Annotated in this window: 14 protein-coding genes; 4 read left to right on the top strand and 10 right to left on the bottom strand. The window is 63.9% G+C overall.

All coding sequences use genetic code 11. From position 1 onward, the window contains the following. Positions 1–113 precede the first annotated feature (113 nt). The gene (locus AC1DFU_RS12745; protein WP_092300744.1) at positions 114–650 is read right to left on the bottom strand and encodes a GNAT family N-acetyltransferase; all 537 of its coding nucleotides are present in this window, start codon (positions 648–650) and stop codon (positions 114–116) included. A 303-nt stretch (positions 651–953) separates the two neighbouring features. Between AC1DFU_RS12745 and AC1DFU_RS12740 the strand changes: the two genes are divergently transcribed. Together AC1DFU_RS12740 and AC1DFU_RS12735 are read left to right on the top strand one after the other, a co-directional pair. Continuing rightward, positions 954–2,285: an MFS transporter gene (locus AC1DFU_RS12740; RefSeq protein WP_092300442.1), complete on the top strand. Its 1,332-nt coding sequence runs from the start codon at positions 954–956 to the stop codon at positions 2,283–2,285. 84 nt (positions 2,286–2,369) lie between these two features. Beyond that, the gene (locus tag AC1DFU_RS12735) at positions 2,370–3,530 is read left to right on the top strand and encodes a porin (protein WP_092300445.1); all 1,161 of its coding nucleotides are present in this window, start codon (positions 2,370–2,372) and stop codon (positions 3,528–3,530) included. A 51-nt stretch (positions 3,531–3,581) separates the two neighbouring features. On the opposite strand, the gene phaZ is transcribed toward AC1DFU_RS12735, so the two are convergent. The 7 genes from phaZ to AC1DFU_RS12700 form a co-directional block, all read right to left on the bottom strand. Next, a complete protein-coding gene (phaZ, locus tag AC1DFU_RS12730; protein WP_092300448.1) occupies positions 3,582–4,424 on the bottom strand; it encodes a poly(3-hydroxyalkanoate) depolymerase in 843 nt (280 codons plus the stop codon). Positions 4,425–4,494: 70 nt separating this feature from the next. Beyond that, complete coding sequence (locus tag AC1DFU_RS12725; RefSeq protein ID WP_441593056.1) at positions 4,495–4,920, bottom strand: phasin family protein; 426 nt, start codon at positions 4,918–4,920, stop codon at positions 4,495–4,497. Between the two features lie 60 nt (positions 4,921–4,980). Continuing rightward, positions 4,981–6,693, bottom strand: a complete 1,713-nt coding sequence (locus tag AC1DFU_RS12720; RefSeq protein ID WP_441593054.1) for an alpha/beta fold hydrolase — start codon at positions 6,691–6,693, stop codon at positions 4,981–4,983. Between the two features lie 17 nt (positions 6,694–6,710). Further along, positions 6,711–7,175: a MaoC family dehydratase gene (locus AC1DFU_RS12715; RefSeq protein WP_441593052.1), complete on the bottom strand. Its 465-nt coding sequence runs from the start codon at positions 7,173–7,175 to the stop codon at positions 6,711–6,713. A gap of 40 nt (positions 7,176–7,215) precedes the next feature. Next, positions 7,216–9,009 carry an acyl-CoA dehydrogenase gene (locus AC1DFU_RS12710; protein WP_441593050.1) on the bottom strand — a complete coding sequence of 598 codons (1,794 nt, stop codon included), beginning with the start codon at positions 9,007–9,009 and terminating at the stop codon, positions 7,216–7,218. A 267-nt stretch (positions 9,010–9,276) separates the two neighbouring features. Then, positions 9,277–10,275, bottom strand: a complete 999-nt coding sequence (locus tag AC1DFU_RS12705; RefSeq protein WP_441593048.1) for an AraC family transcriptional regulator — start codon at positions 10,273–10,275, stop codon at positions 9,277–9,279. Further along, positions 10,272–10,688 carry a MerR family transcriptional regulator gene (locus tag AC1DFU_RS12700; RefSeq protein WP_441593046.1) on the bottom strand — a complete coding sequence of 139 codons (417 nt, stop codon included), beginning with the start codon at positions 10,686–10,688 and terminating at the stop codon, positions 10,272–10,274. Before AC1DFU_RS12700 ends, AC1DFU_RS12705 begins: the two co-directional genes overlap by 4 nt. A gap of 73 nt (positions 10,689–10,761) precedes the next feature. Between AC1DFU_RS12700 and AC1DFU_RS12695 the strand changes: the two genes are divergently transcribed. Then, complete coding sequence (locus AC1DFU_RS12695) at positions 10,762–11,733, top strand: SDR family NAD(P)-dependent oxidoreductase (RefSeq protein WP_441593044.1); 972 nt, start codon at positions 10,762–10,764, stop codon at positions 11,731–11,733. Between the two features lie 24 nt (positions 11,734–11,757). Here the strand turns inward: AC1DFU_RS12695 and AC1DFU_RS12690 are convergent, their stop codons facing one another. After that, on the bottom strand, positions 11,758–11,967 hold the full coding sequence (locus AC1DFU_RS12690; protein WP_092300466.1) for a hypothetical protein: 210 nt from the start codon (positions 11,965–11,967) through the stop codon (positions 11,758–11,760). A 193-nt stretch (positions 11,968–12,160) separates the two neighbouring features. Between AC1DFU_RS12690 and AC1DFU_RS12685 the strand changes: the two genes are divergently transcribed. Continuing rightward, entirely contained in the window at positions 12,161–12,634 is a 474-nt protein-coding gene (locus tag AC1DFU_RS12685) for a YaiI/YqxD family protein (protein WP_092300469.1), read from the top strand. A 50-nt stretch (positions 12,635–12,684) separates the two neighbouring features. Here AC1DFU_RS12685 and AC1DFU_RS12680 read toward each other — a convergent pair whose 3' ends face one another. Continuing rightward, positions 12,685–13,857: a chloride channel protein gene (locus AC1DFU_RS12680; RefSeq protein WP_441593042.1), complete on the bottom strand. Its 1,173-nt coding sequence runs from the start codon at positions 13,855–13,857 to the stop codon at positions 12,685–12,687. Positions 13,858–13,916: the final 59 nt, after the last annotated feature.

Below are 13,916 nucleotides of genomic sequence, written 5' to 3'. Positions count from 1 at the left end.
TCGTCGCAAAGGTGACATTACTAATAACGGCCAACATCGTTCAGATGCATAATCTATCTTATGTTAAATACAATTCGTACTCCGGTGCCCCAACCATCCCGATCAACACTCTCTTACAGCGCAAGGGTCACCACGCGCAGCGTCGTGTCGTCGGGACACGGTACGTCGGCAAATCCTAAGCGGTGAGCCAATCGCCGCATCGCGGTGTTCGATGACAGGACATAGCCTTCCATGGATCGGTAACCGCGGCGGCGAGCGGTGTCGATTAGCGTGCTCAGCAGTCGGCTGGCAAGGCCAAGCCCATGCCAGTCATCGACGATCGTGACCGCAAACTCGCAGGTATCGTTGCCGGGCGCCGCGGCATAGCGCACGCCCCCCACAATAGACGGGCCCTTGCCTTTGGTGGCTACTGCCACCAGGGCAAGCTCGCACTCCGGCGACGGATGCGTTGCGTGCTCGAGCATGGCTTCGGGTAGCTGTTGCATGGCGGCCATGAATCTCGTGTAACGCGCGTCGGCGGAAAGTCTGTCGAACGCCGCCAGCAGGCCAGCCCTGTCGTCTTCGGCAATCTCCCGAACCAGCACCTCCCGTCCATCGCGCAGCAACACGCTGAACGGCACGAATGTTGTTGTGTCAGGCTTGTCTTGCATGGCAACCGTGTCGTTAGGGAAAAGACGAGTTCGATGCATTCGCCTCGTCGCATTTCATACTAGGTGACCCGGTGCAGTTCGCCGAAGTCGGCGTCGGACCACCGGACACGGCATCCGGGCCCTCAGGTTTTCCCGGACTATCCCGAAAAGCAAAATGCATGTCCCGAACGGTCAAACCGTACGCAACTGATTCTAGATACTTGCTTCCGTTGCGACCGGACGTTGGCAAGCGCCATGGAAGGACGCGTCAGCGCCTCGGCTCAAGTGGCCGGGAGTCGTCAAAGTGATCCTTCTGAGGTATTCATGCTCGAACAACGTTCCACATTTCCGACCATGGCAGCAGATCCAGTCAGGCCAGTCGGACTCCACTACTACTCGTGGGTAGTGTTCGCGCTGGGCTTTGGTCTGCTGCTGTCAGACTACATGTCGCGCCAGGTGCTCAATGCCGTATTTCCGCTACTGAAGCAGGAATGGGCGCTGACCGATACGGAACTCGGCGCGCTCGGCGGCATTGTTGCGCTGATGGTGGGTATCCTGACATTGCCACTGTCTGTCCTCGCGGACCGCTGGGGCCGGGTCAAGAGCCTTATGCTGATGGCCGGCTTGTGGAGCCTCGCTACGCTCGGCTGTGCCGTGGCGACGAACTTCGGCGAAATGTTCATCGCCCGACTGTGCGTGGGCGTCGGCGAAGCCGCCTATGGCAGCGTGGGCATTGCCATGGTGCTGTCGGTATTCCCCCGCCGCTTGCGCTCCAGCCTGAGCGCCGCGTTCATCGCCGGCGGCCCGTTCGGATCGGTGCTGGGAATGGCCCTGGGCGGCACCCTCGCCGCTCATCTCGGGTGGCGCTGGGCGTTCGCCGCGATGGCCATCTTCGGCCTGATACTCGTAGCCGTGTTTCGCTTCGTGGTGACGGAACCGCGCCTGAAGGCGCAGCGCGCGCGGATTGGCGAGGACAAGGGCGACGCGGGAGCACCCAAACGCCTGGCTTTGCGGCCCCTGGTATCCGCCCTGTTCTCGGCCCCTTCGATTCTTTGTACCTATGTCGGCAGCGCCATGCAGTTGCTGGTCACGGGCGCCCTGCTTGCGTGGATGCCGAGCTACCTGTCACGCTACTACGGCATGGCGACGGACCGTGCAGGCCTGACAGCCGCAGGCTTCGTGCTGGCGGCCGGCGCAGGCATGATTGCCTGCGGTGCGCTGACCGACTGGGCCGCCCGCAATGCCCCGACCCGCAAGTGGCTGATGGCCATTGCCTACAGCACCACCAGCTGCGTGCTGCTCGTGGCGGCCTTCCACACGCCGGCGGGCACGACGCAAATGGTCCTGATCTTTGCCGGCATGCTACTGGTCGGCGGTACGGCCGGACCGGCGAGCGCCGTGGTGGCCAACCTCACGCATCCCAGCATTCACGCGACGGCCTTCGCCACGCTCACGCTCGCCAACAACCTGCTGGGCCTTGCGCCCGGTCCCTTTGTGACGGGACTGCTCGCCGACAGAATCGGTTTGCTTGGCGCCCTGCAGATCATTCCGCTGGCCGGCCTGTGCGCCACATTGTGTTTCGCGATCGGGCGCAAGTACTACGCCGCCGACCTGCGTCGCATCGAGACCGAGCGCGCCTCGCAGGCACAGACCTGACCGCCCTCCCCAACTCTCCTATGATGAGTGCCATGGGAGGGTCCGACGTCGCATCTCCATGCAAGACGATGGGAGGAGACCGGGGTGAAACTGAAGAACATCGCCATCGCATCGCTGCCCCTGTGTTCTGGGGCGGCATTTGCGCAGTCTAGCGTCACGCTCTACGGTGTGGCGGATGTGAACGTCGAGTATGTCAATCACCTGGGCGTTGTACCTACGGCGTTCAATCAGTTCAATCGCGGGCCATCCCATGACGTCGCCCGTATGACCTCGGGCGGACTGGCCGGGTCGCGTTGGGGCCTGCGTGGTGTTGAAGACCTCGGTAGTGGCTTGAAATCCATCTTTGTCCTGGAAAGCGGCTTCAATCTGGAGACCGGCACCTCGCAGCAAAGTGGCCGCCTGTTCGGCCGCCAGGCGTTGGTGGGCCTGCAGAGTTCTTATGGCCAGGTCAGTTTTGGCCGCCAGTACACCTCGATGTTCGAGATGCTCGCGAATTACTCGCCGACCGCCTATGCCACGCAGTACGAGCCCATCATCCTGCAATCGGGCCCGAATTTCCGCGAAGACAACACCCTCAAGTACAGCGGCCAGTTTGGCCCGGTGAAGGCAATTGCACACTGGTCCTTTGGCGTCGGGGTGGCCCTGCCCGCGACGGTCGGCATCGCGACGCCGATTGGTGGCAATGGCGAGGTGCCTGGCCAGTTTCGGCGCGACTCCGCCTACGGGGCTGCCGTGGCGTATGAAGCGGGTCCGATTGGCCTCACCATCGGCTACGACCAGTGGAATCCGACCATCGATACGAGCAGTGGCACCGTCAGGAAGGCCGTGGTCGGCGCCAGCTACGCCTACGGCCCGGCCAGGATCATGGGCGGTTATCGCTGGGGTCGAAACACGAATGCGGCGGACGTTATGTTTCAGCGTGACGATTTCTACTGGATCGGTGCGATCTACCAGGTCTCCCCTGCCGTGGGCCTCACGCTCGAATACAACTACGACAACGTGAAGAGTCTGTACGGCAACACGCAAGTGGCCAACCCATGGCAGATCGCCTTCGTCGCGAACTACGCGTTCTCGAAGCGTACCGATGTCTATGTGACCACGGCGTTCGCCAGGAACGCCGGCCTGATGCTCGAATCGCTGGCAACCGTCTACGCCAACAGCCTGTCGCTGGGCAACAGCTATGCCCTTGGCAACGGGCAGAGCACGATGATCGGTGCAGCCGTAGGCCTGCGTCACAAATTCTGACTAAAGCGAATCTGACAAAGGTGGCCTCCCGGATTCCGGGGGACCACTGCGTCAGGCCTGAGGCTGACGCAGGAAACGCAGCACCACCGTTGCTGCTTCGCTGACGCGAGTCAGGAGAAAGAGGTGTCCATCGTCGAAGATGTGGAGCGCTGCATGTCGAATGCGCGAAGCGAGGATCCTGGCATTGACCAGGGGCACGATGGGATCGTCGGAGCCGTGCATGACCAGCGTGGGCTGGCCCAGAGCGCCGAGCCACAACAGGCTGCTCCATCCCCATGCCGCCAGCAACTGGTACACATAGCCGCGGCCGCGCGGCGGATGCATATGCCGGCCGTGCGCTTCCAGCAATCCGGGATCGTCGCGGAAGGCACCGCCATAGATATCGGCGCCCACGCGCCGCAGGTAGTCCGGGTCGTTATAGCGGCGCGCGCCGATCATCTTCGAGAGGACCGACACGCTACCCGGCACCATGATCACGCCGGGCGACGTTGCCGCCAGCACAAGGCGCCGGCAGCGCATCGGGTAGAGATGCGCGAACTCCTGCGCGAGCGCCCCGCCCCAGGAAACGCCGAGCACGTCGACCTGCCCTTCATAGCCGAGATGGCCAAGCAGTTTGTCGGCGAGCACGCACAGGTTGGACAGACGATAGGGAAGCAGCGGCGCGGGAGAACCGCCAGCGCCGGGGACATCGAAGATGATCACTTCGACACCCTCGAGCGCATCGACGAACGGTTCGACGAGTTCGAGATTGGCGCCGATACCGTTGAACATGAGGAGCGGCGGCCCCGCATCGTTGCCGGGCCGGATGCCGACCCGCAGCACCTGTCCATCCAGGTCTACGGTCCGGATTGCCATCTTGTGGCCAGATTCAACGCTGGCACCGTTTATTGTCATCAAGTCGTCCTGGATGCATTGCCCTGAAGCGGGCGGGACGGCACGGCCCGGGGAGGCCGTGCCGCGGGGGTTACGGCTTGGGGCGCAGGATGCTCTTCACTTCTTCCACGTTCTCCGCGAAACGCTTGCCGACCACGGCAAAGCTGTCGGCTTGCGTCTTGTACACGGTGTCGGTCAGGCCGCGCAGGCCGGTCACGGCCTTGTTCAGGCTGAGCGGCAGCAGGTCGGTCACGCGCACAGCCGAAGCCGTGGCGTCATCGCCCTGCTTCGGCGTGCCGAGCGATTGCAGATCGGCTGCGGTGCCACTCAGGTACTCGGCCTGCAGACGGACCAGCGATTGCAGGCCGCTCAGCAGCGCGAGATTGACGCCGGCCAGCGCCTCGATGTCCTTGCGACGGGACTCCAGGATCGCCACCGGATCAAGGCGGTTGTGTTTGACGAAGTCAAACAGCTTCTTGTGCGGGGCGAACGCGCCCGCGGTGTTGGTCGATTCCATCTTCATGGTCTCCATTCAGGTTGCGTTGAAAAACTGGGAACACTGCGACATGGCCGGGCGTCAGGCTTCGATCACGTAGCGTCCGGGGGCTTCGCCGCACGGCGCGTGGCGTGCGTTGCCAGGCGCCAAGGGTGCGTTGCGCTTCGGGCCGGACCGCTGCTTCAGCCACTGGCTCCAGTGGTTCCACCACGAATCGGACGTGGCCTCGGCACCGTCCAGCCAGGCTTGCGGGTCGGTCGTATCGTCGCCGTTCACGAAGAACTTCGCCTTCGCGTTGCCGGGCGGGTTGATCAGGCTTTGAATGTGGCCGCTGGAGCTCAGGACGAATTCGGTCTGTCCGCCAAAGGCACGTGCGGAGCGGTACACGCCCTGCCACGGGGTGATATGGTCGGTGACGCCGGCCAACACGAACTTGTCGCAGGCGACCTTCGACAGATCGATGGGCTCGCCCAGCACCGTCAGCGCGCCCGGGGTGGCAAGCAGGTTGTCCGAGAGGATGTCGAGCAACTGGCAATGGAATCCTGCGGGCAGCCGCGTCGTGTCGTTATTCCAGTACAGGACATCAAACGCCGGCGGCGCCTTGCCAAGCAGGTAGTTGTTGACCCAGTAGTTCCACACCAGATCATTGGGCCGCATCCATGCGAATACCCGGCCCAGTTCCTCGCCGTCGAGCACACCCCTCGCCTGGCTGCTTTGCCGCGCGGTGGTAACGGCCTCCGGCGTGGCGAACAGGCCTAGCTGAGACTGCTCGTCCAGGCCGAAGACGGACACCATCAGCGTGGCGGCATGTACCAGTTTCTCGCCACGGCTTGCGCAATAGCCCATCAGCGCCGCCATTGTCATCGCGCCGGCGCAGGCGCCATGCAGGTTCACATCATCACTGTCGGTGATATCGCGGATGGCATGGATCGCTTCGATCAGCGCCGCCACGTAGGTGTCGAGATTCCACTCGCGCTGCGCGGCAGTCGGATTGCGCCAGCTCACCATGAACACCTGGAATTCCTGCCCCACCAGGTACTCGACGATGCTCTTGCCCGAAGCGAGGTCGAACACATAGAACTTGTTGACCTGGGGCGGCACGATAAGCTGCGGGCGAGCGTGGACTTTGGCCGTGACGGGCGTGTACTGGATCAATTCGAGTACGTCATTGCGGAAAACCACCGTTCCCGGTGTCTTGGCCAGATCCTTGCCAACACGAAACGCGCCCTTGTCGACCTGGGAAGGCATGCCCTGATTGGTCAGGGCATCGGTCAGCAGGTTGGTCATCCCGGAGAGCAGGCTGAGACCGCCCGATTCGAACGTCTCCCTGAGCGCCGCCGGGTTGCCTAACAGCATATTGGTCGGCGCCAGGGCGTCGAAAACGAGTGATGTGAAGAACTGCGCGCGCTCCTTGCTGCGTGCATCCATGACAGAGCGGCTGACAAAGCCGGCCGCGGCATCCCGCCACGCAAGGTAGCCCTGCAGCGGCATGCGGAACAGCGGGTTGTCATGCCACTCCCGGTCCGCAAAGCGACGGTCGCGGGCTGGCGGGGCACTGGCCGTGCCGGCGAGCACGCGCAGCAGGTCATGCGCCAGTTGCGTCTGCTGTTCCAGCAGCAGCGCGGGCTCCTGAACGCATTGCGTGCCGATCTGGTGGGCGGTGGAAGCCAGATCCTCCGGGCGCAGGCCCACAAAGGGATTGGGGACGGCGGCGATGGCGCCACCGCTGTCGGGCAAGGCCGGCCGATTGGCCTTGGTTGGCTTGCCGGCCTTGCCTGTACGTTGCTTCGTCATTTCCATGGTTTCTCTCCTCAGGCCACCAGCAATGCCAGCGACTCGGCGACCAGAGCCGGCCGGGTCTGGCCCTCGATCTCCATGGTGTTCTCCGTCCTCAGCATGATGCGGCCTTCGCCTTTGTCCTCTGCCGCGAGCAGCTTCACACGATTGCGCACCCGGGCGCCGGCCCTCACCGGCGTCAGGAAGCGCGTTTTCTCCAGCCCGCAGTTCACGGCCGCTTTCGCATCGACCGGGACGATGCCCATGCGGGTCAGCTGGCCGCCCAGCAGGGAAAGCGTGAGGAACCCGTGCGCGACGGTGCCGCCAAACGGGCTTTCGCGACCCGCCCGGTCCACGTCCACGTGGATCCACTGGTGGTCGTCCGTGCAGTCTGCAAATGCATCGATGCGCGCCTGATCGATCTCGACCCATTCCGATATGCCCAACTCCTGGCCGACGAACGCGCCAAGCGTCGCCATGCTGTAACCGTCGATTTTCATGCTGCTGTCCTTCAATGTGTCTGGGTCTGGTCTGACTGCGTCAGAACTGCGCGTCGTTCAAGGCAAGGAATCCGTCCGTGCCGGCGACACTGGTGATCGCCGCTTCCATGGCCGGCGCGCGCACCAGGATATGGTTGGCAAAGAACGCCGCGGTGGCGATCTTGGCGCCGTAGAAGGCCTCGTCCTCGTGATGCTTCTCGATGGCAACGATGAGTGCCCGCGCCATTTGCCATCCGGTCAGCACAATGCCAGCCAGCTTCAGGTAGGCCACGCTGGCACCGAACACGGCGTTGGCATCGGTACGCGTTTTCGCGACGACGAACTCGATGACGTTCGCCAGTGCGGTGTGCGCCGCGCTCAGACGCTTGTACATTGCGCTGCATGCCGCATTGGCGCCACGTTCCGCGAGCGCGACAAGCGTGTCGTCGATCTGCGCGAGGATGGCCCGTGCGGTGGCGCCGCCGTCGCGCACGGTCTTGCGGCCAATCAGATCGTTGGCCTGGATGGCGGTGGTGCCTTCATAGATCGGCAGGATGCGCGCATCGCGGTAGTGTTGCGCCGCACCCGTTTCCTCGATAAAGCCCATGCCGCCGTGCACCTGCACGCCGAGGCTGGTGACCTCCAGCGACATCTCCGTGCTCCATCCCTTGATGACGGGCACGAGGTATTCGTAGACCGCGGCATGTTGCGCGCGCGTCTCGGGATCGGCAGCGGCGTGCGCGATGTCCGAGTAGCCGGCCGCCACCAGCGCGAGCGCCCGTGCGCCTTCGGTCAGCGCCCGCATTTCGGTCAGCATGCGGCGAACGTCGGGGTGCCGGATGATCGGGACGGGTTCCTTTGCCGTGCCGTCCACCGGGCGGCTCTGCACGCGATCCTTCGCGTAGGCGACGGCCTGCTGGTATGCGCGATCCGAAATCGCGATGCCCTGCACGCCCACGCCAAAGCGCGCCGAATTCATCATGACGAACATGTATTCCAGGCCGCGGTTCTCTTGCCCGATCAGGTAGCCCGTGGCGCCGCCGTGATCGCCGAACTGAAGCACGGCGGTCGGGCTGGCCTTGATGCCGAGCTTGTGCTCGATCGACACGCACTGGACATCATTGCGCGCCCCCAGCGAGCCGTCATCGTTGACGAGGAACTTCGGCACCAGGAACAGCGAGATGCCCTTCACGCCTTCGGGTGCGTCCGGCGTGCGTGCCAGCACCAGATGCACGATGTTCTCGGCCATGTCGTGCTCGCCGTACGTGATGAAGATCTTGGTGCCCGATACCTTGTAGGCGCCGTCCGCCTGACGCACGGCACGCGAGCGCACCAGCGCGAGGTCGGAGCCGGCCTGCGGCTCGGTGAGGTTCATCGTCCCGGTCCATTCGCCTGCGATCAGGCGCGGCAGGTAGCGCTGCTGCAGTTCGTCGGAGCCCGCCGTGAGCAGTGCCTCGATGGCGCCGTCGGTCAGCAGCGGACACAGCGCGAAGGACATGTTTGCCGCGTTCATCATCTCGATGCATGGCGTGGCGACCAGCTTGGGCAATCCCTGTCCGCCGAATTCGGTCGGATGGACCACGCCTTGCCAGCCGCCTTCCCCGAACTGGCGAAACGCCTCCTTGAAGCCGGCCGTGGTCCGCACTTCACCGTCGTGCCAACTGCTCGGGGCCCTGTCCCCTGCCACGTTCAGCGGCGCCAGGACCTCGCCGTGGAATTTCGCGGCCTCATCGAGAACCGCCTCGACCGTCTCCGGGGTGGCGTCCTCGAAACCGGGAAGCGTGGCAATCTTTGTCAGTCCGGCCAGATCCCGGATAACAAACAGCATGTCCTTGGTGGGTGCGGTATAGCTCATCTCGTGCCTCTTTATCTTGAGATGCAGCGCCCGCGGCTCGGTGGCCTGCTGCGCTGCGACATTGACGGAGTGATCGTAATGTCGGGCACCGCAAAGCCGATTACCCGAACTGGCCCATTCGCTGACAAATCGTGCCGCTTTCGGCCTCGAAGCCGCGCACGCACCCGGCAGACGGCGTGAGCGTCGCCTGAAGTGGCAGGATTTGTTAGTCGACGGCCAGGATTGACAGTCCGCACCGATCGACGCCAGCCGACGCCGATCGACGGATCAGAGCGGGCGACGGTAGGCGTTGGGGGTGCTGCCCGTCCAGTGCCGGAACGCCCGATGGAAGGCGGTGGGATTGTCGAAGCCTACGTCGTAGGCAATCGCGGCAATGGGATCTTCGGAGCGCGTCAGGCGCTGGATGGCAAGATCGCGCCGCACCTCGTCCTTGATGGCCTGGAACGTCGTGCCTTCGGCCGACAGACGCCGGCACAAGGTGCGCACGGAGTGGTGGAGTGCCTGCGCGACCGCATCGATGGTCGGCGACGCAGGCAGGCATTCGGCAAGGTGCTGGCGCACGCGGTGGCAGGTCAACTGCTCGGCGAACGCGACGAATATCCAGTCTTCAGGCGCGCGTGCAAGAAATGTTTCGAGGTCCGGCTTGCGTTGCCTGACCGGCAAGTCAAGGTAGGCCGCATCGAAACTGATCTGCGTGCGTGCGCAGTCAAAGCGGACCGGGCCTGGAAACAGATAGAGATGATCGCTGCTCTGCGGCGGGTGCGGAAAGGCGAACTCGGCACCATTGAGCACGATTCTATGGCGGATGAGCCACGAGGCCATCCCATGCACCAGCTTCAGCATCAGTTCGCAGCCCAGCACGCTCACGCCCGGGCCATCCGGGTTCGCCACCAGTTCGACATACCCCTCCCCACCCTCACGCCGTAACGTCAGACGAAATTCATCAAGGATCAGGTGGAAGAACTGGCCAAAACGATGCAGGGCTACCTCCAGCCTTGGCGCGTCTAGCAGGCTGAGACCCAGGAACTTCAGCACGCCATTACGCAGCGGACGGCTGAAGATGCCAGGCATTTCATCATCAAGCTCCATCGCCAGCAGCCGATAGAGCGTGGCGAACTGTTCCTGGGTGACCCGCGCGGCGGGTTGTTGCAGCAGTTCATGCGCAATACCCGAGCGGTCGGCAAGCCGCGCGATAACAGCCGGATCCGCGCCCGACAGGAAGCCGTTGACGACGGATATCGGGACGGTAGCGGACAGGCCTGTCAAGTGAGGGAGCCGGCAGTGTCACATCCGCAGGATCCCAGGTCGGGGTGGGAGCCCCGCCCGCCTGCCACCACCCAATCGATCTTCGCGCGTACGAAGCGGATCATCGAGTCCAGTTCCGCCGCCTTCGCTTCGAGTCCGGCAAGTTGTCCCTTCAGGATTTCGGTCCTGCGATCCGGAGAGAAGCCGGTTTCTCGGCGCTCGGTATCCAGGGCGGCGATTTCCTTGAGCGATAGGCCGAGGGACTGCCCCACCCGGACCACCTCGGCGGCCCGGCGATCCTCGTCGGTGAAAAGCTGATAGGGACGTCGCCCTCCCTTGCCGCTTGTTGTCGGCCGGAAAAGCCCGAGCCGTACGTAGAAGCGCACCGTCTCCCGCGACAGTCCCGTGATGTGGGAAAACTCCGAAATCATCATGATCGGTCTATTGACTATGTAGTGCAGTACACACTTAGAGTGTACGCATCTTCAACGACCTGTGGAAAAACATATGTCAAACGGCTCGCTTGGTTGGAAATCGACAGCAAACGATGTGCTGGCCGGGATCGACCTCAAGGGGAAACGGGTGCTGGTCACGGGTGTATCCGCCGGACTGGGCGTCGAGACTGCGCGATCCCTCGTGGCGCACGGCGCTGAAGTGGTGGGTGCGGCACGAGATCTGAGGAAGGCCGAGGCGGCGACTACCGACGTTCGCGCGGCGGCCAGCGGCGGCAATGGGCAATTCGAAATCGTGGAGATGGACCTGGCTTCCCTTTCGAGCGTCCGGCGCTGCGCCGATACGCTCCTTGCAGCAGGAAAACCTTTCGATCTGGTCATTGCCAATGCGGGAGTGATGGCAACGCCGTTTGGACGCACCGTAGACGGCTTCGAGATGCAGTTCGGCACGAACCACCTTGGCCATTTCGCATTGGTCAACCGGATCGCAACGCTCATGCCGGCTGGCGCGCGACTGGTCATGCTCGCGTCCTCGTCGCATCGGGTCGCAGACGTCGATCTGGAGGATCCGAACTTTGAACACAAGCCCTATTCCGAAGGACTAGCCTATTCGCAGTCCAAGACCGCCAACGTCCTGTTCGCCGTCGAATTCGATCGACGCAACAAGGCGCGCGGCGTGCGCGCGACGGCGGTCCACCCCGGCACCATCCAGACAGAGCTGGGGCGTTACGTAGATCCGGTCATGATCCAAGAACGAATTGAGGCGCTGAACGCCCAACTGGCGGCCGAAGGTAAGGCGACCATCCGCTGGAAGAGCATTCCTCAGGGAGCGGCGACTTCGGTCTGGGCTGGCGTCGTCGCATCGGCAGAAGACATCGGGGGACGTTATTGCGAGAATTGCCATGTCGTCGAGCCTTCCTCGGACGGCAGTTTCGTGGACGGCGCCAGCCCCCATGCCTTCAATCCGCAAACAGCCAAGGCGCTCTGGGCTAAAAGCGAAGAACTGGTGGGCGAAAGAATCGGGTAAAGCTTGCTACGGTGGCAGGTCCGATTAACGCCGTTTGGCAGCAGCGGCCTTCACGTCCAGGCGTACGATCCAAGCCACGACAATCACCATTGCGACGATGATTGCGTTCGATAGCGCGCCGCCCGCCTCGGCGCGGAGTGCGCCCATCAGCCAGCCGCCGCAAATCAGGACAACCAGCACCTTGACGATGGTGAGGCCGTAGGAGCGGATCAGGTTCGCTATGTAGTCGATCATGGTTAGGTTCCGGTTGCGAGCGCCGGGCTGCTCCGCCAGCGCCCTACAGGTAAGGCGCTGGCATTATGGGGCTCAGGCCTTGCCTACTCAAGGGCCACCCGTTGACGATGCATGCACAATTTTGCGCTTGCGCACGCGGACGGCCCCCGCAGGCGGTACCATGCCCGCTCCCACCCCCTAATTGGAACCCCCAATGCAAGTACTGGTTGACGCAGACGCCTGCCCGGTTGTCGTCAAGGAAATGCTGTATCGAGCCGCGCAGCGTGTCGAAGTGTGCGTCACGCTGGTGGCAAACCAGTACATGCGCACGCCGCCGTCCCGTTTTATCAAGACGATCCAGGTGCCGGCGGGGTTCGATGCCGCCGACAACCGTATCGTTGAACTGGCCTGCAGCGGTGACCTCGTGATTACGGCGGATATCCCTCTGGCCGCCGCGGCTTTGGACAAGGGCGCTCACGTGCTCGACCCTCGGGGAAGCTGGTTCAGTCGCGAGAATATCCAGGAGCGACTGACAATGCGCGATGTGATGGATCAGCTCCGCGCCTCAGGCATCGATACCGGCGGGCCGGCACCGTACTCGGCACAGGACAGCAAGGCGTTCGCTGGCCAGCTCGATCGATTCCTGGCACGCCAGGTGCCATCGGGCGGGGGCGCCCGGAACCCTTAGGCGAGCCACCTCCCCTGTTACTGGCTTCCCGACGTTACCGTCGCGCCCAACTATGGCGCGGGCAGCCGCGCGCAGAGCCGCGCCGCGCCGACCGATCCCGCCACCGCGAGCAGGACCGCCGGCACCAGCGCTTGGGGCAAACCGGTGAACTCCGCCACCAGAACGATGGCCGTCAGGGGCATGCGCATCGACGTAGCGAGGAATGCCGCCCCGCCGACAATCGCGCAGGCGCTTGCCGAAACGCCGGGCAAGGCGGCATTCCACAGCGCGCTGCACGCAATCGCAAGCAGCGCTCCGCACGCAAGCCCGGGCGTCAACAGGCCGCCGATGGCCCCCGCGCGCAACGATGCGCAGATGACGATCACCTTGAGTGCGAGCAGCGTGCAGGCCATGCCCAGCGCCATCTCGCCCTGGAATCCGAGCTGCGCCGGGCCCTTGCCGTTGCCCAGCAATTCCGGAAAACGCATGCTCAGGAGCCCCAGCACCGTAAAGCTCAGCATGCAGAGCACGGGCAGCAGCACGCCGCGCGGCGCGTGGGCGCGGGCAGTGGCAGTCGCCCGCCTGAATGCAAAGCCGGCGACACCGAAGATCGGCCCGAACAGGAGCGCCCACACCGTGAGCCAATGGTTGAGCGATAGCGTAGGAACAGCGTATTGCACGCCCGAACCGAGCCCGAGGGACGCGATGAGCGCCGCCAGCGCGGACATGAACAGCGCCAAGGCCGCCGCGCTCGGGTTAAACGTGCCGAGCAGGACTTCGAGGGTGAAGACCGCGCCGGCCAGCGGCACGCCGTAGACCGCAGCCAGCCCGGCTCCTGCGCCGGCGGCCACGATCCAGGTCCGTTGTTCCGCCGGTAGCGCGAAGACCGCAGCGAGGCGCGAGGCAATCAGTGCGCCGATCTCGCGCGGCGCCACTTCGCGGCCCAGCGGAGAACCCATGGCAACGGTGACGATCTGAAGCAGCGCGTGGACAATGGTCGACCCGGGCGGCATGGGCGCGCCTTCGTCGACAGCACGTTTGATGCTGACCAGCGGACGTCCATAGCGATAGAGGGCGAACCAGCCGACGCCCGCCACAACGCCCGCGCCCATCGCCACCGCCAGCCTCCGGTGCGGCGTGGCGCTCTCCACGCCGGCCAGGAAACTCTCACTGCTCACCACGTGAGAAAGGCTGTAGTGATAGGCCAGATGCTGGATCGCATGGAGTAGCAACGCCAGTGCCATCCCGCCCAGGCCTGCACCTACTGCCGTGAGCGTGGCAGCGAGGAGCAGGCGCCCTATCG

It is taken from the genome of Cupriavidus sp. 10L45, assembly GCF_056395225.1.
This window is presented reverse-complemented; position numbering and strand designations above follow the sequence as displayed.

What these genes read in the sequence shown, in the direction of transcription:
- AC1DFU_RS12745 (WP_092300744.1), bottom strand. Translation starts at nt 650, where the DNA reads ATGCAAGACAAGCCTGACACAACAACATTCGTGCCGTTCAGCGTGTTG.
- AC1DFU_RS12740 (WP_092300442.1), top strand. Translation starts at nt 954, where the DNA reads ATGCTCGAACAACGTTCCACATTTCCGACCATGGCAGCAGATCCAGTC.
- phaZ (WP_092300448.1), bottom strand. Translation starts at nt 4,424, where the DNA reads ATGACAATAAACGGTGCCAGCGTTGAATCTGGCCACAAGATGGCAATC.
- AC1DFU_RS12725 (WP_441593056.1), bottom strand. Translation starts at nt 4,920, where the DNA reads ATGGAATCGACCAACACCGCGGGCGCGTTCGCCCCGCACAAGAAGCTG.
- AC1DFU_RS12720 (WP_441593054.1), bottom strand. Translation starts at nt 6,693, where the DNA reads ATGACGAAGCAACGTACAGGCAAGGCCGGCAAGCCAACCAAGGCCAAT.
- AC1DFU_RS12715 (WP_441593052.1), bottom strand. Translation starts at nt 7,175, where the DNA reads ATGAAAATCGACGGTTACAGCATGGCGACGCTTGGCGCGTTCGTCGGC.
- AC1DFU_RS12710 (WP_441593050.1), bottom strand. Translation starts at nt 9,009, where the DNA reads ATGAGCTATACCGCACCCACCAAGGACATGCTGTTTGTTATCCGGGAT.
- AC1DFU_RS12700 (WP_441593046.1), bottom strand. Translation starts at nt 10,688, where the DNA reads ATGATGATTTCGGAGTTTTCCCACATCACGGGACTGTCGCGGGAGACG.
- AC1DFU_RS12695 (WP_441593044.1), top strand. Translation starts at nt 10,762, where the DNA reads ATGTCAAACGGCTCGCTTGGTTGGAAATCGACAGCAAACGATGTGCTG.
- AC1DFU_RS12690 (WP_092300466.1), bottom strand. Translation starts at nt 11,967, where the DNA reads ATGATCGACTACATAGCGAACCTGATCCGCTCCTACGGCCTCACCATC.
- AC1DFU_RS12685 (WP_092300469.1), top strand. Translation starts at nt 12,161, where the DNA reads ATGCAAGTACTGGTTGACGCAGACGCCTGCCCGGTTGTCGTCAAGGAA.
- AC1DFU_RS12680 (WP_441593042.1), bottom strand. Translation starts at nt 13,857, where the DNA reads ATGGCACTGGCGTTGCTACTCCATGCGATCCAGCATCTGGCCTATCAC.